This is a genomic window from Arthrobacter sp. SDR-2R (genome assembly GCF_057747955.1).
The window spans coordinates 3772385-3796652 of sequence record NZ_CM173231.1 but is presented as its reverse complement, the minus strand read 5'-3'; the positions used below and the strand labels follow the sequence as shown (position 1 = coordinate 3796652).

The 24268-nt window shown below is 58.6% G+C and carries 19 protein-coding genes and 1 pseudogene; 11 read left to right on the top strand and 9 right to left on the bottom strand.

The genetic code is table 11. From position 1 onward, the window contains the following. Positions 1-25 precede the first annotated feature (25 nt). The 4 genes from AC3ANU_RS17510 (at position 26) to AC3ANU_RS17495 (ending at position 4497) form a co-directional block, all read left to right on the top strand. Positions 26-904: a carbon-nitrogen hydrolase family protein gene (locus AC3ANU_RS17510; RefSeq protein ID WP_488314968.1), complete on the top strand. Its 879-nt coding sequence runs from the start codon at positions 26-28 to the stop codon at positions 902-904. Between the two features lie 9 nt (positions 905-913). Then, positions 914-2263, top strand: coding sequence for an APC family permease (locus AC3ANU_RS17505; RefSeq protein ID WP_488314967.1), 1350 nt, complete (start codon positions 914-916; stop codon positions 2261-2263). A gap of 42 nt (positions 2264-2305) precedes the next feature. Beyond that, positions 2306-3091 (top strand): carbon-nitrogen hydrolase family protein, encoded by a 786-nt coding sequence (locus AC3ANU_RS17500; RefSeq protein ID WP_488314966.1) that lies wholly within the window; start codon positions 2306-2308, stop codon positions 3089-3091. A 113-nt stretch (positions 3092-3204) separates the two neighbouring features. After that, positions 3205-4497 (top strand): ISL3 family transposase, encoded by a 1293-nt coding sequence (locus tag AC3ANU_RS17495; RefSeq protein ID WP_488314965.1) that lies wholly within the window; start codon positions 3205-3207, stop codon positions 4495-4497. Positions 4498-4832: 335 nt separating this feature from the next. On the opposite strand, the gene AC3ANU_RS17490 is transcribed toward AC3ANU_RS17495, so the two are convergent. The 5 genes from AC3ANU_RS17490 to AC3ANU_RS17470 all read right to left on the bottom strand — a co-directional run bounded on the left by AC3ANU_RS17490 (position 4833) and on the right by AC3ANU_RS17470 (position 10592). Then, on the bottom strand, positions 4833-5258 hold the full coding sequence (locus tag AC3ANU_RS17490) for a hypothetical protein (RefSeq protein WP_488314964.1): 426 nt from the start codon (positions 5256-5258) through the stop codon (positions 4833-4835). A 172-nt stretch (positions 5259-5430) separates the two neighbouring features. Next, complete coding sequence (locus tag AC3ANU_RS17485) at positions 5431-7020, bottom strand: RNA-directed DNA polymerase (RefSeq protein WP_488314963.1); 1590 nt, start codon at positions 7018-7020, stop codon at positions 5431-5433. Between the two features lie 320 nt (positions 7021-7340). Further along, a complete protein-coding gene (locus tag AC3ANU_RS17480) occupies positions 7341-7787 on the bottom strand; it encodes a helicase associated domain-containing protein (protein WP_488315990.1) in 447 nt (148 codons plus the stop codon). Between the two features lie 479 nt (positions 7788-8266). Further along, entirely contained in the window at positions 8267-9373 is a 1107-nt protein-coding gene (locus tag AC3ANU_RS17475) for an MrcB family domain-containing protein (protein WP_488314962.1), read from the bottom strand. 115 nt (positions 9374-9488) lie between these two features. Continuing rightward, positions 9489-10592 (bottom strand): DNA cytosine methyltransferase, encoded by a 1104-nt coding sequence (locus AC3ANU_RS17470; RefSeq protein ID WP_488314961.1) that lies wholly within the window; start codon positions 10590-10592, stop codon positions 9489-9491. A gap of 403 nt (positions 10593-10995) precedes the next feature. Between AC3ANU_RS17470 and AC3ANU_RS17465 the strand changes: the two genes are divergently transcribed. From AC3ANU_RS17465 to AC3ANU_RS17435, 7 genes are all read left to right on the top strand, one after another. Next, positions 10996-12468: an ATP-binding protein gene (locus tag AC3ANU_RS17465; RefSeq protein WP_488314960.1), complete on the top strand. Its 1473-nt coding sequence runs from the start codon at positions 10996-10998 to the stop codon at positions 12466-12468. After that, positions 12452-13438 carry a PD-(D/E)XK motif protein gene (locus tag AC3ANU_RS17460; protein ID WP_488314959.1) on the top strand — a complete coding sequence of 329 codons (987 nt, stop codon included), beginning with the start codon at positions 12452-12454 and terminating at the stop codon, positions 13436-13438. The genes AC3ANU_RS17465 and AC3ANU_RS17460 overlap by 17 nt, the downstream gene beginning before the upstream one ends. A gap of 10 nt (positions 13439-13448) precedes the next feature. After that, positions 13449-16412: a Z1 domain-containing protein gene (locus AC3ANU_RS17455; RefSeq protein ID WP_488314958.1), complete on the top strand. Its 2964-nt coding sequence runs from the start codon at positions 13449-13451 to the stop codon at positions 16410-16412. 264 nt (positions 16413-16676) lie between these two features. After that, a complete protein-coding gene (locus AC3ANU_RS17450; RefSeq protein WP_488314957.1) occupies positions 16677-17420 on the top strand; it encodes a transposase family protein in 744 nt (247 codons plus the stop codon). A gap of 67 nt (positions 17421-17487) precedes the next feature. Then, positions 17488-18780, top strand: coding sequence for an ISL3 family transposase (locus AC3ANU_RS17445; protein ID WP_488314956.1), 1293 nt, complete (start codon positions 17488-17490; stop codon positions 18778-18780). After that, positions 18777-19421: an ISL3 family transposase gene (locus AC3ANU_RS17440; protein WP_488314955.1), complete on the top strand. Its 645-nt coding sequence runs from the start codon at positions 18777-18779 to the stop codon at positions 19419-19421. Before AC3ANU_RS17445 ends, AC3ANU_RS17440 begins: the two co-directional genes overlap by 4 nt. 60 nt (positions 19422-19481) lie before the next feature. Beyond that, positions 19482-19640 (top strand): transposase, encoded by a 159-nt coding sequence (locus tag AC3ANU_RS17435; RefSeq protein ID WP_488314954.1) that lies wholly within the window; start codon positions 19482-19484, stop codon positions 19638-19640. A gap of 49 nt (positions 19641-19689) precedes the next feature. On the opposite strand, the pseudogene AC3ANU_RS17430 reads toward AC3ANU_RS17435, so the two are convergent. The 4 genes and pseudogenes from AC3ANU_RS17430 to AC3ANU_RS17415 all read right to left on the bottom strand — a co-directional run. After that, positions 19690-20806 (bottom strand): annotated as a pseudogene (locus AC3ANU_RS17430) (ISL3 family transposase); the annotation flags it as partial. Between the two features lie 351 nt (positions 20807-21157). Continuing rightward, positions 21158-21406: a helix-turn-helix domain-containing protein gene (locus tag AC3ANU_RS17425; protein WP_488314953.1), complete on the bottom strand. Its 249-nt coding sequence runs from the start codon at positions 21404-21406 to the stop codon at positions 21158-21160. Positions 21407-22648: 1242 nt separating this feature from the next. Then, a complete protein-coding gene (locus tag AC3ANU_RS17420; RefSeq protein ID WP_488314952.1) occupies positions 22649-23395 on the bottom strand; it encodes a hypothetical protein in 747 nt (248 codons plus the stop codon). Between the two features lie 83 nt (positions 23396-23478). Then, positions 23479-23778, bottom strand: a complete 300-nt coding sequence (locus tag AC3ANU_RS17415) for a hypothetical protein (protein WP_488314951.1) — start codon at positions 23776-23778, stop codon at positions 23479-23481. Between the last annotated feature and the right edge of the window lie 490 nt (positions 23779-24268).

Genomic DNA, 24268 nt, shown 5'->3' with positions numbered 1-24268 from the left:
CACACCCCACAGCGGAGAAAAACCCATGCAACGCATCCTTCCCCTCGTCGCAGCCCAAGCAAGGCCCCGGCTCATCGGCGAACCCGTCTCGGCCTTCGCCGATGAGGTCAAAGAAGCCCTCGAAGCCCAGCCGCACAGCAAGCTGGTGGTCTTCCCCGAGCTCCACCTGTTCGGCGATGAAGACCCGGACCTGCAGCGCACCGAAATGCTCCAGGCGAGCGCCGAGCCCCTTGACGGACCCCGGGTCAAAGAGCTGAAACAGCTCGCCAAAGACCTCAACATCTGGCTCTTCCCCGGCAGCGTCTGCGAACGCGGTCCCGAAGGCCAGCTGTTCAACACCCAGCTGGTCCTGTCCCCGGAAGGGGAGCTCGCCGGCTACTACCGGAAGATCTTCCCCTGGCGCCCGTTCGAGCCCTACGATCCCGGCGACCGGTTCACCACCGTGGACCTGCCCGGCATCGGCACGGTGGGCCTGAACATCTGCTACGACGCCTGGTACCCGGAGGTGTCCCGCCAGCTCGCCTGGATGGGCGCCGAGGTGATCCTCAACGTGGTCAAAACCACCACCCCGGACCGCAAACAGGAACTGATCCTCGCCAAGGCCAACGCCATCGTGAACCAGGTCTTCATGGTCAGCGTCAACTGCGCCGGCCCCACCGGCCAGGGCAAAAGCATCATCGTGGACCCGGAAGGCAACACCCTCACAGAAGCAACAGACGACCAACCCCAACTGCTCACCGCGGAACTGGACCTTCCCGCCGTCGACCGCGTCCGCACGCATGGCACGGAGAACCTCAACCGCCCCTGGTCGCAGTTCCGCGAGGGGGAGCCCGCCGTCGAACTTTCCGTCTACCAAGGCCGGATCAACCCGGCCACCTGGACGCCGCCGTCCTACAAGCCCTAAGGAAACACCGTGACAACCACCCTCACCCGCACGCTGAAACTGCCCTCGCTGGTCCTATTCGGGCTGGCGTACCTGACCCCGATCATCGTCCTGGGGATCTTCGGCATCATCGCCGAAACCACCGGCGGCGCCGCGCCCGCCGCATACCTCGTGGCGCTCGTGGCCATGCTGTTCACTGCGCACAGCTACGGCCGGATGGCCGTCGCCTACCCCGTGGCCGGCTCCGCCTACACCTACGTCCGCCGCTCCATCGACTCCCGCGTCGGGTTCCTGGTGGGCTGGGCCGTCCTGCTCGACTACCTGTTCCTGCCCATGGTCATCTGGCTCATCGGCGGCTCCTACCTCAGCGCGCAGTTTCCCGGCATCCCCATCGGCGTCTGGATCGTGGGCTTCATCGTGGTCACCACGCTGCTGAACATCCTGGGCATCAAGGTGGCGGACAAGGCCAACTACGTGCTGATGGCGTTCCAGCTGCTGGTCCTGGTGTTCTTTGTGGCGCTGGCCATCGGCAGCGTGGTGTCCGCCAACGGCGCCGGGGGACTGGCCAGCGGCCAGCCGTTCTTCAACGACACCGCCAGCTTCACCACCATCTCCGCCGGCGCGGCCATCGCCGCGTACTCGTTCCTGGGGTTCGACGCCGTCACCACCCTCACCGAGGAAACCATCAACCCGCGCCGGACCGTGCCGCGCGCCATCATGCTCGTGGCCCTGATCGGCGGCGGCATCTTCGTGGCGGTGTCCTACGTGACCCAGCTGGTTCACCCCGGCGGTCTGTTCGAGGACTCGGCATCGGCGGCCAGCTCCATCGCCCTGCAGATCGGCGGGCAGCTGTTCGGCGCCGTGTTCCTGGCCGGACTGGTGGTGGCGCAGTTCGCCTCCGGCCTCGCCGCGCAGGCCAGCGCCTCCCGCTTGCTGTACGCGATGGGCCGCGACTCCGTCCTGCCCAGGGCGGTCTTCGGCCGGCTGAGCGAAAAGTTCCACACCCCGGTGGCGAACTTGGTGATCACCGGCGTCGTGGGCCTGATCGCGATCTTCCTGGACGTGGCCACGTCGACGTCGTTCATCAACTTTGGTGCCTTCACCGCCTTCACGCTGGTGAACGCCTCGGTGGTGTTCCACTATGTGCGCCAGCGCCGGACCGGGCAGCAGCTGAACCCGGTGTCCTACGTGGTGGTCCCGGTGATCGGTGCCATCATCTGCGCCTACCTGCTCTCCCAGCTGGACAGCAACGCCGTTACGCTGGGACTGTCCTGGCTGGTGCTGGGCGTCCTGGTTCTGGCCCTGATCACCCGCGGGTTCAAGGCCGCGCCGCCGGAGATGGCTGCCACGGAGAAGGCGACGGTCGAGGCAGCCGCGTGAGTCCGTTTCGTTTGTAGGGTGGCCGGTGGGCCGAGGGAAGGAATGTTCGTGAGGATAGCGCTGGGGCAGCTGGAGTCGGGCGCCGACATCCAGGCGAACCTCGCCGCGATCGACCGGTTCGCCGCCGAGGCAGCGCACGACGGCGCATCGCTGGTCGCCTTCCCGGAGTACGCCACCTACGAGAAGAAAAAGGTGGACGCGACGTTTCCCGCGGTGGCCGAGCCGCTCGACGGTCCGATCTGCCGGGAGCTCGCTGGCATTGCCCGCCGCCACCGCATCGCGCTGGTGGCGGGCGTGGTGGAAACCTCGGATGAGCCGGGCAGGGCGTACAACACGCTGGTGGCTTTCGGGCCCGACGGCGGCCGGCTGGCTTCCTACCGGAAGATCCACCTTTTCGACGCGCAGGGCTTCGGGGAGTCCGAGTTCATCAAGCCGGGCCCGTCGACCGAGCCGGTGGTGTTCGAGTACGGGGGAGTGCGGTTCGGGCTGATGACCTGCTACGACCTGCGGTTCCCGGAGCTGGCAAGGTCATTGGCCGACGCCGGCGCGCAGGTCCTGCTGGTCTGCTCCTCCTGGGTGCCGGGCGAACACGAGACGGAACAGTGGCTGGCGCTGAACGCGGCGCGGGCTATTGAGAACAGCGTGTACGTGGCGGGGGTGTGCCAGGCGCCGCCGGTGTCGGTTGGGCGGAGCGTGCTGGTGGACCCGATGGGGGTTGTTGAAGCGGACTTGGGGTTGGAGCCCGGTGTGCGGGCGGTGGAAGTCTCGCTTGAGACGGTGGAGCGGGTGCGGGAGTCGTTTCCGATGTTCCGGCAGCGGCGGCTGTAACGGGCTCTTCGTGTTTGGTGGGGAATTGATTCCGTGTCGTAGCTGAAAAAGGGGCCCGTGGCCCTGCTGGGATGAGTGTGTCTAGCATTCAACCAGGGACAGGACCACGAGCCTTGAATGAGCCTACCGGGGCGGCGCCTGACGCTGCCACCAGCATCTTCAACCTGCCTGACTACCGTGTCATCTCCGCCAGTGTGCTGGGCGATGGCCGGCGCCGGGTCATCGTCGAAACTGACGCGCTACCGGGCTGCCCGAGCTGTGGGGTCATTGCCTCCCGGCGGAAGGAACGCCGCCTTCAACGGCTCCGCGATATTCCCGTCGCCGGGCCGGTGGACGTGCTCTGGTCCAAGTACCGCTGGTACTGCGAAGAGTCAGCGTGCGACCGGCTCTCGTTCTTCGAATCCACGCCGCAAGTGCCGCGCCGTGCCCGGTCGACGAGCCGGCTGCGGGACCAGCTCGTGGACGCGGTCATTCGCTCCGGCAGGGCTTTCTCGGAGACAGCTGCCGGCTTCGCCGTGTCCTGGTGGATGGTCCGGGCTGCGGTGACCGAGGCCTGCCTGCTGCGGCTGCCCGACGTGGACAAGCTCAGTCCGCGGATGCTGGGCATTGATGAACACCGGTTCCGGTCCGTGCGCTACTTCCAGGACCCGACCACGAAGGCGTGGACACGGTTCGAGCCGTGGATGACAACCATCGTGGATCTGGACACCGGCCAAGTCCTCGGCGTGGTCGATGGCCGGGACCACAAGGGCGTCGGGGACTGGCTGTTCGCCCGGCCCCTGCAGTGGCGGCTGGCCGTGCAGGTCGTCGCAATCGACCCCTCCGCGGCGTTCCGCAAAGCCTTACGGATGTGGCTTCCCCGCACTGCTGTCGCCGTCGATCACTTCCACCTGATCTCGCTGGCCAACCAGGCAATGACTGAGACCAGGCAGAACCTCTCCCAACAGGTCAAGGGCCGCCGCGGCAGGGCCATCGACAAGGCCTGGGCCCACCGCATGCTCCTGCTGCGCGGCGGTGACACCCTCACGTGTAGGGCCGCCCTCCGACTCGAGGAAGTGTTCGCCCTGGACGATCCAACCGGCACCCTCCAGGCCGTCTGGAAGGTCAAGGAACAACTCCGCGCCCTGTTGCGCACCGGCTCCCTGGAGGACGCCGCGGCGGCCAAGCAGGTACTCGAGGAGCTGGTCAAGGAAGCCGCACGGCCGGAGACGAACAGGCTGTACCGTACAGTCTGCCGGTGGTGGAAGGAGATCGAGGTGCTGATCATTACCGGCGCCACGACAGGCAAGGTCGAGGCGAACAACACCGCAATCAAGAACATCAAACGCACCGCCCGCGGGTACCGCAACGCCGCCAACTACAAATCGGTTATTCTCTTGAGAAGTGCCGTCAGGACGGCGGCATGACGCTCATTCCAGGGATCCATTTCCCCACGAACCGCGAAGAGCCCTGTAACGCCGCGGCACTTCACGTCGCTCGGCACGGGAGAACGCCATCCGGGACGCGCCATCGAGGTTGGCAAGCGTGAGTAACTTCGGCGAGTTCGAGTTCTGGTTGCGCTGCACACGGCTTGGGACAGCCGCGTCATGGCCTTAGCGTATGCGTTTGACCCCTAGGACTCGACCTCATCCATCACGTACGCGCTGATAGATTGCTCACGGGCACCGGAAACTCGAAGCGACGCTGCAGTTGCGCGCTACTGGATAGTCGTCCGACCGTACTAACGGCGGGAGTGTCTTCTTCAGTTGGCGCCGTCTGTCTTCGCGTGAAGGAGGCCGTCAACTTCGCAGATCAAATCAATGCATGTGTTTCTGACGTTCTGAAGGTGGTCCTCTTCGAGAACTATGCGATTCTCACTTAGGCGGATACCGGCCTGGCGGATTTTGTTGGCAACCGAAGAGTGTTTGGCGAGTTGCATACGAGTGAGTTGCCCGAGACCATGCGCTATAGCGTTCCGAACCTCGGTCAACTGATTGATGCGAGCCCAGTCTGGCCTGATTCCGCACCAGCTCTTGTAGGCATCCTGGATGCCTGCCCAGTTGCCAACAGCCGACGTTGACGCTTTGTCCCAGATTATGGTGCGGATGTGGTTACCTGCTGGCGAGAATTCGTCTTCCGCCAGGTCCAACAGTCGGTCCACACAAAAGGCTTCAGTAATCGAGATCATCCGTAAGAATGTCGCCTGGCGCTGTACCTGCACGCCATCAAACGCAGGGGGCACGAGTCGAGCTGGGGCGGTAGCAGGACGAGTGTTGACTATCTGCGTTCGGTGAAGCCCGAGAGTCTGGTTCAAAAGGCGGCAGGCTGCTTCCGCACGCATCCGAGGACAACTGGCAGGGTCATGCTTCAAGCGATTTCAAAAGGAGCCGCTCCATCTTGTCCTCGGCGGCCGACTGGGCTGTTGAAAGATCAATTTGCGCGATTCCCCAAAGCACCAGCGACCGCCAAATTAGCCCGACCTGATCCAGCGCAGCCGTGAGCTTACTGATGTCACCGCGGCGCAGTTTGCTCAGGGCCACAGCGGCGGTTGCTGCAAGCGCCGGGTTTGTGTCGGACACGCACTCTTGCAACCATGCGTAGTGCTTATGCGCCGCCTTAGCCGGACGAATGCTTCCGGCTGCTTCTGCCAGCCATACCTTCTGCCACACGCTGAAGTTCTGCTCGTCGACTAGAAGATCCAACGTGCGACGAAGCCGGGTTCTAGCTGCTGGGCCAGTGGCCGCCAGCTCACTGATGTAGGTGCTGATCTGGGGAGTGAGCGCAGGTTCGAAGCGCAGGAGTTGCGAAAGGTTAGCTACAGGCCCGCTGTCGCCCGAACGGCCCAAAATAGGAAGCGCCCGTCCAAGAAGCGTCTCGGTAATGGCGGCCTCGGTGGTTGACTGCTTCGACTCTGATTCATCTTCGTCCAGCCAAATTTTCCAGGCTTTCTGAGCAGCTCGCATCTGCTCAGGGTTATCTACAGTTACTTCATCCGGCGGTGCGGAGAACAGAACATCTTCTTCAAGCGCGGGCTGTACCGCTGATAGGGCTAACGTGTGTGGGGCATCTGATGCACCTTCGTCCGTTTCATCCGCATAGCCGTCCAGGAACAGCAGACGAAAGTCCTCATCGGTACCGTCGCTCTCTTCAAACAGCTTCTTTTCTGCTTCAACGAAAGCGCCAAGCGAAATGAAGTAGTTGGGTGCACTGTAGGTGAAGGTCTTCGCCTCATTCAGGGTTAGACCCAGCGAACGAACCTCCCGGGCGCATGTCTCCAGCGCCTGCCGTGCGTGACCGAGCGATGGTGAAGCGATGCGGAAGTCATCCGAGTAGGTAGTTACGTGGTAACCAGCGCGGCGCATTCTCCGGCGTACCGGGTCGATATAAGTGTCACCTAGGATGTCGCTTGACTGATGGACCTGAGGGAGGCCGACTCGACGGCCCATAACACGCGACAAGAGATCAATCAAAGCAATGATGGCGGGCGTTTCGCCAGTCTGGGCCTCTAGTTCATCTGCCAGGCGGTCATGATCGACATACTCATAGTAGGATGTGACATCGGTCTTGCTGACGTACCGCACCTTGTCTGCCTTCAACGGAGACTTTTTAAACTCTTCATACGGCGCCCTTGTGACGAGGTGCGCCGGCAGGGACTCAGCAATTAAATCGACCAGCGCGCGAAACAACACTTTGTCTCTTAAAGTCAGTTCGCTTATGGGGCGTCGGCCTCTCCGGTTCTTTTCGATGAATATTAAGTCAGCAGGGTCACCAAACTGGCCCTTGGCATAATTAGTGCGGAACAGTCGGCTCACCTCGTTTGCCTGCCCCGCCAGAGCGCTGCGATCGAGTCGACGGGGCATCAAACGGTTCGACATCGTCAGTTCCAATTCGGCAGCGCGCTTAAGGTCAAGTCGGTTCAGTAGCTCTGGGGCAAGGTTCACAGGTTTCATGATGTCTTATCAGTCGCCAGTTTCGGTGCATCAGCTTAGACGGCCGCGGGTCGCTCAGGCCACAGCACAAACGTGTTGTTGCTGGTCCTAAGGTCTATCGAGCCCTCGCGATGGTACACGTCACAAGATGAACTCAACGGCATGCTGTCATCTACTCTGCGAGACGCCGCTTTAAATCGCCTGAGTTATTTCGCTGACTCATCTTTTATTGGGAGACGCTTCTGGATTGCCAGGCCCGAATGCCGACACATACGCATCCATCACAGACCGAATCACCGCTAGGCTGGAGATCACATTTCCCTGAGGTCGTCCCAAAATTGCTAGGTTTGTTCTTGGCCCTGCCCGCTGCGCCGTCGCCTTCCTTCGCGCCAACCGGGTAATTCATTGTTCAAAAGGGACTCCCTGGCAGGACTCAGCCGACCTTGGTTGTAATTTATCCTTTGAACGTGCAACCACACGCCGAGAGTCCGTTCGTCTAGGTCATCCGTCTTTTGATGACGAGGCCAGTCTGACCCTGCCGCACGTAGGGCCGCGACCTCCGCGAAGCGCTTCTGCCAGCGTGTATCTCTTTCTCCTGTTTGTGTAGTAGACGTGCTCCACCCTGGTATACGGGCCAGGCCTTCCGTATAGATGGGCGAGAGCGAACCTTCGGCTGCCTCGGCGCGGCGCCGGGCGAGCCAGACACCCAATGTACGTTCTCGAGAGGATGCACCTCGGTTTGAGGGTAGCCGCCCTTCGGACTGGAAGAAAGCAACAATCTCCTCCATGTTGCGCTGGCCTGCTTCTGAGATTTCGGGTGCTAAGGACTCGAGCGCCCCAGCATGTTCCTTACGAATATTGGGGTCCACGAGAGCAGCCACCTGCAAGTGATACCTGACAGTAGTAACAGGTGTCTCCGCCAATGCAGCAATTTTCGCGGTGGTAACGCCGCGCCGATACATAAGTACCCATTCTAGATTTGGAGCCTTGCGTCTCAACTTTTTCGTCACTTCCCCACTGCCTCATTTCCATAGAAGGCCCTGCGTGTACTGCGTGAAAAGAAAGAGCCACATACAAATCAATGAAGAAAAACAGACATTCCGCCAGTGTAAACCTATGTATCTGGCGAACGATCCAATTGACGTCGCATGGAAGAGGCTGGACAGAGCCTAAATCGATGATGACCCTGTCATCTCGCGTGTGAAGAAGATGGCGGCTAAGGACGGTGACCGACCTGTTTAGCTTTTCATGCAAAGTACTGAAAAAACTAGTAGCTAAATTGCCCAGGACAGTAACGATAAACCATCGGAAAAATCTTATCGCGATGTCGACTCCATGGTTGTTGGATATTGAGGATGCCGGCCGTCGCCACAGGGGGGTAGGTGGATCGATCTAGGGCAATAGAATGCACAATAACTAAAGCGGACTTCCCGCGTTGTCCGTCTAAAGTCGACACCTCTTCTTCGCTTAGAACTATATTTGACCCTCCAAATACGGTTCCAACGATGAGGGCAGTGAGCTCGGTGTCACCCCTTATAAATTGCATTATCCGCTGACTATTCGCCGATGGGTCGGGTGAATCGTAACCCTCGGCCAAGAAGTGTTCTCTGGCGCGAAGGCGCGCGTGATGCTGGACCACCGCCTTCTCTGTTGCGTCTAGTCGAGGCCAGCTATCACTTCGATTGGCAGGTTGGCCGAGTTCGTCACATATAGCAACCTTCACATCGAACAACTCAGGGGAGCTGCTGGGATTGCTCACGGTCAATGCGTCTCCAGCTCTGTAAATAGCAGAGAGCCAACCGAGCGCCGTCAAGAGATCGGCTCTGATAACCGAATCGGGCGGAAGATTTGACCGGCTGTAGGAAAAAGCAAGCACATTTCCCCTCTCATACTGTCGGCCCAGGCCTGGTCGGCCACGGCCTTTGAGTACGACTGGAGCGCCTACGTATGCTTTAGCTTCGGCTTCAAGAACGCCCTTTGCCCAGTCCACGCGAGATTGCAACTGTTCTGCTGATCTTGCCTTGTATTCGCCCTCCTCCCAGCGTGTCGTCCCTTGGTTCAGTGAGAGAAAGACTTGATCGCCGAAGGGGCTAAAGAGGTACACGACGTACCACCCTTGAGTAGCTGAGGGAGAACGAGCAGCCGAATAGAGCCGAACCCAGGGAACCTCAGACTTCAGTCCTGTTCCATCGCGGCCTTCAATCTGCAGGTCGCCGAGGCCGAAGTGCCGGCTCGCAGCTGACGATGAAAGGGCAACCTTGAGCTGTGTCGGAAGTTGATGGCTGATTAGTGAACTCCGCATCTTCATCGTTGCGGTATTCTTCGCACTCCAGCTCTGTTGCAAGTCCATAATCTTCAAAATTAGTTCACGCAAAGACCCTCCCCCAGTATCGGTCGTCCCACCAGCACTTTCGATGCTGTAGGCGAAAAATTAGTGACTCATTGAATTTGTCGATGGCAACAAAAATCGTCAATACCCCGCTATTTAGTCACTGATGAATTCTTGGAGCAAGCTCGCGGGCAATGGCTGCACCAAGGGGGATAGGCACGGCATTGCCAATTTGCCGGGCGATCGAAGTTTTCGAGCCGGCCCACATATATTCATCGGGGAATCCTTGAAGACGCGCTGCTTCATGATGAGTTATGGCTCGATTTTCGGTGGGATGCAAATAGCGTCCTTTTTCCGGTTTGAAGAACTCAGTCCTAATGGTTACGGATGGTTTGTTCCAACTCAAACGTCCCATAACGTCCGCCGCTCCAGTTTTGTGATTCTTCCAGCAGTCAGGAAGCAGCTGAGGAGGTATATCAAACCGGTTTCGACCTGGACCTATATGCTTGAAACGTTCAATCGAAATATCGCGGTACCGGCGAGTCAGATGTAGTTCGTTTGTCTTGAATAGGCCGTTTATTTTGGAACCTTGGAACTCGATTGACCGGACTGGCGCCTCCGTCTCGAACACTGAGGTAGAGAGATCTGAGAGAACGTCGGCAACAGTGACGTATGTTTCCTTGGAGTGGGTCGGGGTTGGAAAATTCGGGGCGCCTAGATCACGGTGCCACCCTAAAAGGACAGCCCTTTTCCGAGACTGGGCGGCACCGTAGTCGGCAGCATTAAGAATCTTAGCGTCGAAGGCATACTGCTCAAGCAGCCCGCCAGGCTGAGTCATCTCTTTAAACTCGGCAAACTGGGGGGAAGAAGTGAAAGTAGCAACATTTTCTACTACAAAATACTTTGGTTTGGCTCTAACAATTGTTGAGGCATAATGGCGCCAAAGGAAGTTGCGGTCATCCTCGACGTCTTGTTTGCCGAGGGTTGAGAAACCTTGACATGGCGGGCCGCCGATGATCACGTCGACGGACGGTACCTCGTCCTGCGATAGCCAGTCTTCAATGCGCCCAGCGAAGACACGGTCTTGTCCAGGGTGATTCGCCGCATAAGTTGCAGCAGCAGCGATGTCCAGTTCGACTGCTTTGACAGTCTCATACCGTTCGTCAGCGTCGGTGAAACCTCGTGAAAGCCCTCCAGCGCCAGCAAAGAGGTCGAGAACTCGGATATTCCTTGGGGCTAGGGCTGCACGATCTTTCAACTTCATTCCACCAAGAGTAGCCGGCCGCAACGACAAGCCGTGCCAACCCGCCCGGTTTGAATGAAACTGATAGACACAGTAGTAAGTTTGACTGGGCAGTGGCTGCCAGCTGGCATCCACCTGAGAAATTGGAGCTTGGGGGCAGTTTGGAAGTGCAGGAAGGCTTGAGCGGGCGCGACGGGCGGCTGGGCGGCAAGGACGCTCACACCTGTGTCGACGGCTGTAACATTGCCTTATCTAGCCTTCGCGCGCCCTCACTAGCGCGGTTCGAATTTTGTCTCCAGCTGGGTCGTGTTCGGCGGTGGAACCCTTGGAGCTGAACACCGTCGCGAGTTGGGCCAAAGAGGAAACGACGGAAGTGCATCCCGAGGAGCCCCTGACTACCCGCAGGGTTCCTCCCGTCGGAGGCGTGAGTGAAAGCCTTGGAGGAAATCACACGCTTCCGTCAGCCCTTGCAGACATCGTGGATAACAGCGTAGATGCGGGAGCTGGCGTCGTTCTCATAACTTTCGTGACGGAGGGTCAACGCCTGGTCCGCATCGAGATAGCAGACAACGGAAGGGGGATGGACGAAACCACCCTTGACCATGCTATGACGCTCGGCTTCACACGCGAGTATTCAGACAGGGACCTGGGACACTTCGGTGTCGGACTCAAGTCCGCTTCGTTCAGCCAGGCCAACACCACTACGGTGTGCTCAAAGTCCGCTGATTCGCAGCCCGCTGGGAGGCGGGTGGACCGACGCCTGTACTCCAAAGACTTCAGCATTGAACTTCTTTTTCAATCGCTGGCGCAGAAATTTTTCGGCTTGCGGTCACAATTGTTGCCTGGCAACACAGGGACGACTGTTGTGTGGGAGGACTTACGCCACGCTTACAAAGGGGCAAGCGATGTCGATGCCGTTGCCTGGCTGACATCAGCACTTTCCGAGCTGCGGGCACACCTCGGGGTGGTCTTCCACCGGCTGCTTACGCCAAAAGAGCTACAAATTTTTACACTATTGATTGCCAGGGAAGACGTTGAACTGGCGGTTGCAGAACCCTGCCCACCCATCGACCCTTTCGCCTATCCGGTGAGTGGTCACCCCTACTTTCCGAAAAAGTTGAGCTCGTCAAGTGGGACATCTGAAGCGGGCACGAGTGCTCTGACATGTCACATCTGGCCTCCTCGGGTTGACATCACCGGCTTCAGGATTGGAGGAGTCCCAGGCGAAAAATTCCAAGGCTTTTACGTATACAGACGCAACCGGCTTCTCAGTTTGGGTGGCTGGGCTAACTCCGCCCACCCCAGCCGAACCCGTCAACTAGCTCGTGTCGCTATAGAATTTGACAGTTTAGATGGCTCTCAAATCAGCATGAACTCTGAAAAAAGAGGTGTGCGATTTAATCCCGGCTTTCACAATTGGCTAAGTAACGCGACGACCGAAGATGGCTTTTCGTTTTCCGAATACTTGGAGGTTGCGGAGACAGTTTTTCGCACTTCTTCCATTCGGACGAAGAAGCGTAAGGCAGTTGCGCCCCTGGGCCGCGGCTTCGCGCCACAGGTACGGCGTGCCCAACGAGATGAAGTGCCGCTACTGAACGTAGATCCCGTCAATGTGCGATGGCGGAAGTTCAAAACTAACGGCTTCCTTGAAATCGACTTCGAGTCGAAAACCGTATGGTTAAATATGAGGTATCGAGCGCACTTTTCCCGAGAATCTTCGAGTCTAAACGATGCTCAGATCCTGAAGACACTAGTGTTCCTGTTGACGCACAGCGTCTTTGAAGGTCAGTATCTGGGTTCTCGTGACAAGGATCGGGTGCAATACTTGCAAGATATATTGGCAGTTGCGGCGGAAGTAGAATGGCAGGGGTTTGACAAGTATGAGCGCGACAGCTGAGGCTCCCGACGGTCGACATTTGTCTCATGACACTCTCCGGCGTTTATGGTCTGCGGGAAACCCTATAGCCATACCCATCAGTGGTAGCCCAAAATGTATTCTTCAGTTTAATCCAGAACATCAGAGCATTTCATTGCTTACGGCCGCCGCTGGTCCCGATCCTGACGTTGCCGCGTTGAAAAATATTGATCTACTACATGTTACGGACGATTCGGCTCAGATGCGCGAACTCCGCATGAACGTTTCAGAACAAGTAATGGCCGGCCACTCGTTTCTTTGCCTAGTGGCGGATGAACTGCAGCTCCGCCATATCAGCTTTGCCGCAGCCGTGGCTGTGGCGCTCAGAACCCATCGATCAATCCTCGAAGGACGTGGTGGGCTAAGTCTCGAACAAGAGGTCGGCCTATATGGCGAGCTACTTTATCTCGAATACCTGATGTCAGATGTGGGCGTGCACTCTGCCCTTGACACCTGGATGGGTCCGGACTCGGAAGAACATGACTTTGTATTCCCTTCCACCTGTATTGAGGTCAAGACCACATCAAGGGAACGCAGGCGCCATTGGTTTTCTGGTTGGACGCAGTTAGAGCCCGACGTAGATGCAGAATTAGTTGTTCTTTCGCTGCAGATCACCAAGAGCACAACGGACGGTGGCAGAACCCTATCCCAGCTGGTGAGGGACCTGCGGAATCAGGCGCTTACTGACGTAGTTCTCCTAGATATGAAGCTTGAGGCAGCTGGCTGGAACCCTGAACATGCCGATCTCTATCACACGTCCTGGAAGCTTCGTTCTACACCGGCCTCCTATCGTGTGGATGAAAACTTTCCTGCCATCACGCCTAATGTTTTAAGGCCAGTTGTCCCTTCAATGGACTATATAACCGATCTCAGGTATGAGATCGACCTAACAAATTATCCAGCCCGCAATAAGCCAGTCTGGCCCTTAGCGACAACTGATAGCAGGAACTGAGAGGGTAACCGTGAGTAATCGACCAGAATGGGCGGGTGCACTCAATAACGCACTCGTCGGAATGTACAATCAAAATCCGCGACCGCTTCTTCCTGTGTTGAGTGCGCTGTGGGGTGACGTTAGTTTTGATTTGCTAAATGAATTCATTGATAGTGCAGACGAGAATGATGCAGCTCTGACGCAACTGAGAATAACGCTAGCAAAATGGGACTCGCTGCCCAATCTGTCGGTGACTGAGGAAAGCGGTGAGCCTCGCTCGCCCGAGAGACGTGACTCGATCTATAGTGCTCTGCAGCTAGATGAGAAGTCTCGGGAAGTTATCGCTCGGCGTTGCCCCGTTTTTGAGAAACCCGTCACGCGCGTTTCTAAGGCATTCGAACCATGGTATCGGGAGTCGAAGAATCTCCGATCCAGCATGTATTGGGATCACTACACTGCCTTTCTAAGAGATGTAAAGGGCTGGAACGCTGAGGCGCTGGCGGGACTTGAGGAGACCACGACCGAGGTCGTTGAACGGCTGAGCGATCCAACCAGAGTTGATGCCAAGCAGACAAAGGGCCTCGTTGTCGGCTATGTGCAGAGTGGTAAAACCGCGAATTTTACGGGTGTAGTGGCGAAGGCCGTGGATGCGGGCTACCGTATGGTGATCGTCCTTACGGGACGAATTGAAATACTCCGCGCCCAAACTCAACGGCGGCTTGATATGGAGCTCATGGGGCGGGAAAACATCCTAGCAGGACAGGATCCTGAAGATCCCCAAGTGAGGCAAGAGCTCGACTACCAGGATGACGACGATTGGATCAAGGGCAGGTTTGTCGAACACGGAACGGACCTGACCGATGTTCAAAACGCGCCCTACATTCGCCGACTCACTACTCGTGGGAAGGACTACGAGAGACTCAGTCAAGGACGCACTCAGCTCAGGTTCGAACGGCGGGATAAGAGCAAACCGTTTAACCATCCCGACAATTTATACCCAGCGGATGCATATGTTGCCGTGGTAAAGAAGAATAAGGCGCCTCTTGAAAAGCTGATCAAGGATTTAACGCCAATCAAGGGTGATCTTGACAATCTTCCTGTCTTGATTATCGATGATGAATCCGATGAAGCGAGTGTCGATACCACTTCCCCGAAGCGATGGAACTCAGTTCGTCCCTCGAAAGAAGATCGGCAGCGGACCACGATAAATAAGTTGATTTCTCAAGTTCTGCAACTGTGCAAGAGATCGCAATATGTTGGCTACACCGCGACACCGTTTGCCAATGTGTTCATCGATCCAGATGATGAGCGGGATCTCTTTCCATCAGATTTTCTCCTGACTATCCGCCGTCCTCCGGGCTATATGGGCGTCAGCGACTTCCATGACGTGGATAAGCGTTGGGAGGATGAAGACCGCACTTGGGAGAATTGCAATGAGATGGCCTACATACGGCCCCTGTCAGGCGACAAGGATGACGACCCCCAGCGATATCAGAGCGAACTTCTCCATGCATTAGACGCATTTGTCCTTAGTGGTGCAGTGAAGAAGTATCGTTCACAACTGACGGGACGTGATTTCAGACATCACACCATGCTCGTCCACGAGTCGGTAAACACCAAAGAGCACATCCAAACGAGGGACTTTATCCAAAAGACTTGGGATGCTGCCGCTTTCACGTCCGGTGCAGGCATAGCCCGCCTACGCGACCTCTGGGAAAAGGACTACGTTCCTGTGATGCGTAGTCGCAATGAAGGGCAACCCATTCCGTCTTCTTTCGATGAGCTGCGCCCGTACTTAGGCGAAGCAGTCGCGCAAATAACTATAGACGGCTCTCCCATCATGATTGTTAACTCCGATAAGGATGTTACTGAGAAGGTACTTGATTTTGAGCGCGACCAGGTCTGGCGGATCCTAATTGGCGGTACAAAGCTTTCTCGTGGCTTTACTGTTGAAGGCTTGACAATCTCCTATTTTCGTAGGAAAGCGGGACAAGGGGATACTCTGATGCAGGCTGGACGCTGGTTTGGTTTTCGAAGCGGCTACCGCGACCTGGTTCGGCTCTTCATAAGGCGGGACAATAATGTGGATCTGTATGAAGCATTTGAAGCCCTATTAATGGATGAGGAGAAATTCCGCCGCGAGCTGGAGCAGTACGATGGCTTCGATGACGACGGCCAGCCGATTTTGCTGCCGAGTCAAATTCCTCCTCTGGTCAGCCAGCATCTACCTTGGTTGAAGCCTACTGCTCGCAATAAAATGTGGAATGCCGTGCTCGCCCAGAAGGCGACTGCTGGTCGAATGCAAGACTTCTACAATCACCCTGATCTTCGCAACCTAAAGTTAAAGGAAAGCAACTTTGAACAAGTTGGACGTAAGTTGTTGGGCTCTGTAGGCCGCAACACAACACAACTCGCGTCCGATCTGCCTGGTGCTTCGACGCACTTTTCCGCTCGCACGGGTGTCATTGCGGGCAATGATTTCTTTAGATTGCTAAAGCTCATGAAATGGCATTCTGATTACTCCGAAAAGTTCTTGCCTGTCCTGGCATTCATCGAAAAGGCGACGGCGGAAGGTACTATCGAAGATTGGCAAATAGTGTGGCCACAGCCTTCGAAGTCGGCGGAGATGGTCACAATTGATGGGTTCGAGTTCCCGGTTCCCGTGATAAAGCGCTCGAGACGAGCGAAGCGCACGGACTTTGTCGGTAGCGATATAAAGCATCGATCTGTTTGCGAAAAGGTAGCTCATGGAAGACCAACAGGTGGGCTCGCTGCTCCAAGCAGGACTCGAGGGTCGGTCCTTGTATACCTGGTTGACGATCGGAAGAGGGACGGGGAGGGTAACCCCATTGGCGTCCTGACCGACCCGGGAAACCTGGTTGTTCTTTTCTCTATGGCTATACCAGCTGCCGCCACACCCAAACCTAGGGACTATGCCGTCTGGACTGTTCGTCGCAACGACATGGCAGAAGAGGCTGCCGTCACTGCGTTGTAGCGAAGATGGACCGGGATCTGGACCACTTCCTATGCCGCATCTAATTCCCCTAAGCGACATAGGAAGTGGCAGGAATTGAGGCAAGCGCATGGTGTCGGGCAGCCGGCAACGTTCTGCTCTGTTTCCCCGGGCTAACGCTCCTTACCTATGCCGGCTCTTCGCGGTTGATGGGGAATTGAGTTCGTGTCGTTGAAGACAAAGGGGCCCGTGGCCCTGCTGGGATGAGTGTGTCTAAGCATTCAACCTGGAACAGGACCACGAGCCTTGAACGAGCCTACCGGGGTCGCAGCCGATGCTGCCACCATCCTCTTCAACCTGCCCGACTACCGTGTCATCTCCACGACCATGTCCGCTGGCCGCCGTCAGGTCATCGTCGAAACTGACGCGCTACCGGGCTGCCCGAGCTGTGGGGTCATTGCCTCCCGGCGGAAGGAACGCCGCCTTCAACGGCTCCGCGATATTCCCGTCGCCGGGCCGGTGGACGTGCTCTGGTCCAAGTACCGCTGGTACTGCGAAGAGTCAGCGTGCGACCGGCTCTCGTTCTTCGAATCCACGCCGCAAGTGCCGCGCCGTGCCCGGTCGACGAGCCGGCTGCGGGACCAGCTCGTGGACGCGGTCATTCGCTCCGGCAGGGCTTTCTCGGAGACAGCTGCCGGCTTCGCCGTGTCCTGGTGGATGGTCCGGGCTGCGGTGACCGAGGCCTGCCTGCTGCAGCTGCCCGACGTGGACAAGCTCAGCCCGCGGATGCTGGGCCTCGATGAACACCGGTTCCGGTCCGTGCGCTACTTCCAGGACCCATCAACGAAGGCGTGGACCAGGTTCGAACCGTGGATGACAACCATCGTCGATCTGGACACCGGCCAAGTCCTCGGCGTGGTCGACGGCCGAGACCACAAGGGCGTCGGGGACTGGCTCTTCGCCCGGCCCCTGCAGTGGCGGCTGGCCGTGCAGGTCGTCGCAATCGGGCTCTTCGTGTTTGGTGGGGAATTGATTCCGTGTCGTAGCTGAAAAAGGGGCCCGTGGCCCTGCTGGGATGAGTGTGTCTAGCATTCAACCTGGAACAGGACCACGAGCCTTGAATGAGCCTACCGGGGTCGCAGCCGATGCTGCCACCAGCATCTTCAACCTGCCTGACTACCGTGTCATCTCCGCCAGTGTGCTGGGCGATGGCCGGCGCCGGGTCATCGTCGAAACTGACGCGCTACCGGGCTGCCCGAGCTGTGGGGTCATTGCCTCCCGGCGGAAGGAACGCCGCCTTCAACGGCTCCGCGATATTCCCGTCGCCGGGCCGGTGGACGTGCTCTGGTCCAAGTACCGCTGGTACTGCGAAGAGTCAGCGTGCGACCGGCTCTCGTTCTTCGAATCCACGCCGCAAGTGCCGCGCCGTGCCCGGTCGACGAGCCGGCTGCGGGACCAGCTCGTGGACGCGGTCATTCGCTCCGGCAGGGCTTTCTCGGAGACAGCTGCCGGCTTCGCCGTGTCCTGGTGGATGGTCCGGGCTGCGGTGACCGAGGCCTGCCTGCTGCGGCTGCCCGACGTGGACAAGCTCAGTCCGCGGATGCTGGGCATTGATGAACACCGGTTCCGGTCCGTGCGCTACTTCCAGGACCCGACCACGAAGGCGTGGACACGGTTCGAGCCGTGGATGACAACCATCGTGGATCTGGACACCGGCCAAGTCCTCGGCGTGGTCGATGGCCGGGACCACAAGGGCGTCGGGGACTGGCTGTTCGCCCGGCCCCTGCAGTGGCGGCTGGCCGTGCAGGTCGTCGCAATCGACCCCTCCGCGGCGTTCCGCAAAGCCTTACGGATGTGGCTTCCCCGCACTGCTGTCGCCGTCGATCACTTCCACCTGATCTCGCTGGCCAACCAGGCAATGACTGAGACCAGGCAGAACCTCTCCCAACAGGTCAAGGGCCGCCGCGGCAGGGCCATCGACAAGGCCTGGGCCCACCGCATGCTCCTGCTGCGCGGCGGTGACACCCTCACGTGTAGGGCCGCCCTCCGACTCGAGGAAGTGTTCGCCCTGGACGATCCAACCGGCACCCTCCAGGCCGTCTGGAAGGTCAAGGAACAACTCCGCGCCCTGTTGCGCACCGGCTCCCTGGAGGACGCCGCGGCGGCCAAGCAGGTACTCGAGGAGCTGGTCAAGGAAGCCGCACGGCCGGAGACGAACAGGCTGTACCGTACAGTCTGCCGGTGGTGGAAGGAGATCGAGGTGCTGATCATTACCGGCGCCACGACAGGCAAGGTCGAGGCGAACAACACCGCAATCAAGAACATCAAACGCACCGCCCGCGGGTACCGCAACGCCGCCAACTACAAATCGGTTATTCTCTTGAGAAGTGCCGTCAGGACGGCGGCATGACGCTCATTCCAGGGATCCATTTCCCCACGAACCGCGAAGAGCCCGCAATCGACCCCTCCGCGGCGTTCCGCAAAGCCTTACGGATGTGGCTTCCCCGCACTGCTGTCGCCGTCGATCACTTCCACCTGATCTCGCTGGCCAACCAGGCCATGACCGAGACCAGGCAGAACCTCTCCCAACAGGTCAAGGGCCGCCGCGGCAGGGCCATCGACAAGGCCTGGGCCCACCGCATGCTCCTGCTGCGCGGCGGTGACACCCTCACGTGTAGGGCCGCCCTCCGACTCGAGGAAGTGTTCGCCCTGGACGATCCAACCGGCACCCTCCAGGCCGTCTGGAAGGTCAAGGAACAACTCCGCGCCCTGTTGCGCACCGGCTCCCTGGAGGACGCCGCGGCGGCCAAGCAGGTACTCGAGGAGCTGGTCAAGGAAGCCGCACGGCCGGAGACGAACAGGCTGTACCGTACAGTCTGCCGGTGGTGGAAGGAGATCGAGGTGCTGATCATTACCGGCGCCACGACAGGCAAGGTCGAGGCGAACAACACCGCAATCAAGAACATCAAACGAACCGCCCGCGGGTACCGCAACGCCGCCAACTACAAATCGGTTATTCTCTTGAGAAGTGCCGTCAGGACGGCGGCATGACGCTCATTCCAGGGATCCATTTCCCCACGAACCGCGAAGAGCCGGTGAAAGGAGATCGAGGTGCTCGTCATTGCCCGCGCCACGACAGGCAGGGTCGAGGCCAACAACACGGCCATCAAGAACATCAAGAACATCAAGCGTACGGCCCGCGGCTACCGCAACCCGCCAAACTACACATCGGTTATTCTCTTGAGAAGTGCCGCCCGGACGGCGGCATGACGCTCATTCCAGGGATCCACTTCCCCACGAACCGTGAAGAGCCCCTATGCCACCACCTGCAGACCGTGCGCCAGAGCCGGTTCGTCTCCGGCTGCGCGGCCCGCTCGACCAGGACCTGCAGCCGGTCTTTCGCGGCGGCAGCGTCGGCAAGAGAGCCGGTGGTCAGCAGGGCACGGAGCTGTTCCTTGACCAGCCACGCGGCCTCCAGCTTTCCGGTGGCGTCATCGGTCGCGAACACGGTGCTGAGCCTGTCCCGTGCCCGGACCGAGAGTGTGTCCCCGGCGCGTAAGAGCAGTCTGCGATTGGCCCAGCCCGGATCGATGGAGCGTCCCCGCCGGCCATGCACCTGCTGGGTGAGCCGCTGCCGGACCTCGGTGAGCATGTCGTTGCCGAGCTTGACCAGGTGAAATGCGTCGACCGAGACAGCGGTGCGCGGCAGCCACATCCGCAGGGCCTTACGGAACGCCGCTGACGGGTCGATCGCAACGACCTGCACGCCCAGGCGCCACTGAAGCGGACGTGCGAAGAGCCAGTCCCCGACGCCCTCACTGTCGCGGCCGTCCACGATGCCAAGGACCTGGCCGGTGTCCAGATCGACGATGGTGGTCATCCACGGTTCGTAGCGTTTCCAAGCCTTGGTGGCCGGGTCGCGGAAGAACCGCAGAGACCGGTAGCGGTGTTCATCGATGCCGAGCATCCGCGGTGCCAAGGCGTCGACATCGGGCAGCGTCAGCGCCGCCGAATCCAGAGCCCGCTGCACGAGCCACCACGAGACACCGAACGAAGCGGCGGCCCTGCCGGAACCGATCACGGCAGCCACCAAGGCCTCACGGAGCCGGCGGGTGGACCGTGCCCGGCGCGGGACCTGGGCGGTCTCTTCCGTGAATGTCCGGCGGGGGGCACAGGTATTCATCGCAGAAGAATCTCCGCTTGGCCCAGACATCGTCGACAGGACCGGCGACAGGGATATCACGCAGGCGTTGTGGCCGGCGGGAATGCACGCGGCTGCTGATCACGCCGCACGATGGGCAGCCGGCCTCGGCGGTGGCCACGACGCGGATCCGCCGCTGACCGAAGGCAAGGACCTCAGTATCGGTGACGCGATAGTCGGGCAGGTTGAAAATCGCGGTGGCAGCATCGGGGCGCGGGGAAGTAGGCTCGATCAAGGCTCGTAGCTCCTGACTTGATGAATGCGTAGAAAACATCCATCACAGCAGGGCTACGAGCCCTTCAGCTTTCAAGACACGAAACCTGTTTCACCCTCAACCACGGAGAGCTGGCAAACTGCCAGTTCGAGTAACGAAGTTCCGCAGCTCCAGAAACTGAGCTCTCCGTGTCCGCCACTGCAGGCCGGGCCCCTAGGTCTTGTTGAGATGTATGGTCTGCGTGCTCGGCGCCTAGTTGTGGGTCCCTATGCTTGCTCAAAAACAAGGCCCGATTGACACGACTTATCGGTACACACAAAGAGCGGCAATTCGCCGTGGCGTTAGGCCCAATCGATATTAAGGGTCCACTCTTCAGAGCTCATCGACCGTACCGAGATTTTCGCCAGACTTAACACGCTGTGCGGTTTGTGCATATGCGCGCTGAATGTAATCCTCAACGTCATCAACGCCGATGCGCCAGAGGCCACGTCCCCCGATCTGAAATCCTCGCAATTCGCCGGACTTCAGAAGCACCCTGATCTGTGGAACGCCGACGTTCAGTTCCTCCGCAACCTGCTCCACAGTCAGAAATCGCCGGGATGAACCTTCACTCGCTGACATCGTTCAAGTCTATCCAGTGCTGCTGCATGGGCTGCAAGCTCAAAGGGTGCTCGTTCAGCCAATCTCTTCTGGAAGGTGGCTGGTCGGCCGGTGCCAGGAGGCATCGCGTGACCGAACTGTTATTACACCCTTTTGTGCCAAGTCCAATTGGAGCGAGGTTTGTAGGGAGTGCGCCACCAAAGTACCTTTTCGGTGTAGGGCACTATCAGACCCGCCAGGAGAGGAGCAACGAAGGTGGCCAGGAGCGTACGCAGGAAGACTTTCCTGTCCCCGAGGCCTATTTTGATGCTTTCCTTCATCTTCACTAAGAAAGGACCCACCTGAGGACGGTAAATACGGGTGGCGAAGAATTTTTCCGGGATGAAAAGGTGGTACGTGAAGGAGACAGTGCCAAGGGCGTTACTTTTAGGCCAACCTAACTTGTCATCAGCATGAAAATCCCTGAACCGAGGGCCCAAAACAACGTGCCCAAGGCAAAAAACGCGCTGATGTACTTGACTGTACGTTTGAAACTGATTCCCATCCCACTTTCGATGGGCTGCCATTGATCCTTGAAACGCACGCCTCTTTGACAGCTGATGGTTGCATCCGGGTGTGGAAGGCCTGCCTTCCCGTCGCCAGGCAACTGATCAAAGATCAGAAACCCACTCCTAAGCGTGTTGACTGGGTTTCCGCTAATTGTCGAGCCGTCTGCGTAGACGATGTGAAGAAAAACTCGCTGAACTTTGCGATAGTCGGAGATATTGGTTAGGGCTGTGATTCCGTCAAGCGCACGAGATGAACCGTTTACGAAATGTACCCTTATAGCAGTGCCGGGAGCCAGCAGCCAACTCTTCGAGCGCTCTAACCATCTTTTGGACTGGATACATTCCTGACCCAAGCCGATGCTGCGGACGGCTTAGGCCGGGTTCAATTTTCAGCGATGCGCTCATTCTTGCCCTCCTTATGCTGCCGACGCTTCAGTGTAGCTTCGGCTGCAGGGAATTTTCGCACAGGCTTGCTGCATTCACTTGGCAGGTAAGCATTGTTCTCCCGACCGCTCAGATTGCCAGTGATAAGCGGCTAGGAAGGCAGCGCCCAACGCGCACGCGTCTTGACCAACGCGCTATGAACTGCGCTTCGGATACAGCTGGAATCCCAGGCCGTTCTAGGAGTGCTGGATAGACCCGGCGTTCCGCAAAAAAGTGATGACTTTCTAACCCGTACAAGCACGGAGCGGCTAACCCGAGCGGGGAGGGAATGTCACTGCGAGGGGGGCCTACCCCCCAACCCCTTGGGGTTGAGATCTGGCCCAGGGTTGTTCAGAGTGGGCCTAAGGCCGATGGTCGCTTCAACAACCTTCGGTAGCGCAAACCACCCTTCACAATGCAAGAGCGTAAGGTCTTCTACTTCGCGATCGAGATACTTGAGAACCTTTAGGGCATTGCTGTCCGTGACCGGTACTCCGCCAGTCGTTTTCAGGTAAAAGCTTGAAACCTTTTTGCCACGGGCGCGAACTTCAAATCGGAAGTTGCAGCTTGGATACTCTGTTTCGAGGTCCTTTTGCATATCGGGGAGGATAGTCACCAGCCAACTGGCCATGTCCTCCCATGTATCTGCTCCTGTCTGATTGGGTTGGATGTGATCGGCCAGCAGAACGACCATCGCTGGGGGCAGGAGTTTTCTACGCTTCCGCCTGGCGATGGATGCCAGCAAGGCAAGTATTCCCTTCACCAGCTGGGCGGTGATCCCGATCAGCTTCATGAACAGAAAGACATCCCCAGGTATGAATCCGGACGGTGCCCCAACTCCGACGGGCACGGCGAACTGAGATTTGATTCCCGCTCGCTGAAGAAATTTAATGACGTGGGCTGTCATGAGCGCGCTGTTCGGGCATGCCAGTCGGGAGTCGTTATCTACCCTTACGGAGACCCCCACTGTGTTCGCTGGCACGTCAAGGAAGTCTCTCCACCTGCGTTTATCCAGAAGTTCCTGGTTGAACTGACTCACTTCACCCCTTAAGACTTATTACACGGCACCACGCCGCGCAGCACTCCTGTTTCAGCTCAGGACCGGACGATAAGCGGGTACAGCTAATCGTCGATGTCGGCCCATAGGTCTGGATTCGCTTCGAGGCTGTCCGCCAGCGTTCGCGTGGAGATGATGGCGGGGGCTTCGTTGGGCCAATCCGCAGGGAGGTGAGAAGCGTCGGCAGTGACGGGGCGGCGAATAATCTGCCAGTCGTGCCATCCACCTTCCGGCTCCTTTCGAAGCTTGGCCACAACGTTCGTTCGAGCGCGGCCGCTATCCTTCGTATAAACAGTCATCGTCGTGCCCTCTGGGAGGAATTTTAAGGCGGCGTAGAGTGCAGTTTCAGTGTTGAGAACGGTCATATTGCAAACTTTAGCTGGTGGGTTAGGTGCCGGATTCTACCCATCCTAGAAGCGGCAGGACGTAAGTTGCACTAGTCACTGCCTTCGCGGCACAGCTGCCGCAGTTGGGTTCCGCTACTCGCAGGACGACCCTCCGAGCAGTATCCCGGGTGAAGGAGTAGTCGTCTCTGCGCCCCGAGGTTGCCTCCTCCGGTCGACTACGAAAACGCCTCAACCCCCCAGGGCACCCACGGCGGAGCCGGCGTCGAGCGGGATGTTCTCCCCGGGCACTCGGCCGCCCAGCGGGCGATGCGTGTTTCTACTCGAACGCCTCGCCGGTACGCTGCCGCCGCGATGCTTCCGGGTGGGCGGCTAGGGCCATGGCAACCAGGAAGGTGGGCACGGCTCCTCGTAGAAGCTAAACGGAAGATCACACTCTGCCCAGGAGCCAGACCCGCAGCGGGCGAGGCGTAACCGATTTGGCTCAGAAGCTCTCGTTCGATGGCGTCGC

Bases quoted from the DNA above. Each gene is read 5' to 3' on its own strand.
- AC3ANU_RS17485 (WP_488314963.1), bottom strand. From the start codon at position 7,020: ATGAAACCTGTGAACCTTGCCCCAGAGCTACTGAACCGACTTGACCTT.
- AC3ANU_RS17500 (WP_488314966.1), top strand. From the start codon at position 2,306: ATGTTCGTGAGGATAGCGCTGGGGCAGCTGGAGTCGGGCGCCGACATC.
- AC3ANU_RS17415 (WP_488314951.1), bottom strand. From the start codon at position 23,778: ATGACCGTTCTCAACACTGAAACTGCACTCTACGCCGCCTTAAAATTC.
- AC3ANU_RS17460 (WP_488314959.1), top strand. From the start codon at position 12,452: ATGAGCGCGACAGCTGAGGCTCCCGACGGTCGACATTTGTCTCATGAC.
- AC3ANU_RS17425 (WP_488314953.1), bottom strand. From the start codon at position 21,406: ATGTCAGCGAGTGAAGGTTCATCCCGGCGATTTCTGACTGTGGAGCAG.
- AC3ANU_RS17480 (WP_488315990.1), bottom strand. From the start codon at position 7,787: ATGGAGGAGATTGTTGCTTTCTTCCAGTCCGAAGGGCGGCTACCCTCA.
- AC3ANU_RS17470 (WP_488314961.1), bottom strand. From the start codon at position 10,592: ATGAAGTTGAAAGATCGTGCAGCCCTAGCCCCAAGGAATATCCGAGTT.
- AC3ANU_RS17440 (WP_488314955.1), top strand. From the start codon at position 18,777: ATGACGCTCATTCCAGGGATCCATTTCCCCACGAACCGCGAAGAGCCC.
- AC3ANU_RS17510 (WP_488314968.1), top strand. From the start codon at position 26: ATGCAACGCATCCTTCCCCTCGTCGCAGCCCAAGCAAGGCCCCGGCTC.
- AC3ANU_RS17490 (WP_488314964.1), bottom strand. From the start codon at position 5,258: ATGATCTCGATTACTGAAGCCTTTTGTGTGGACCGACTGTTGGACCTG.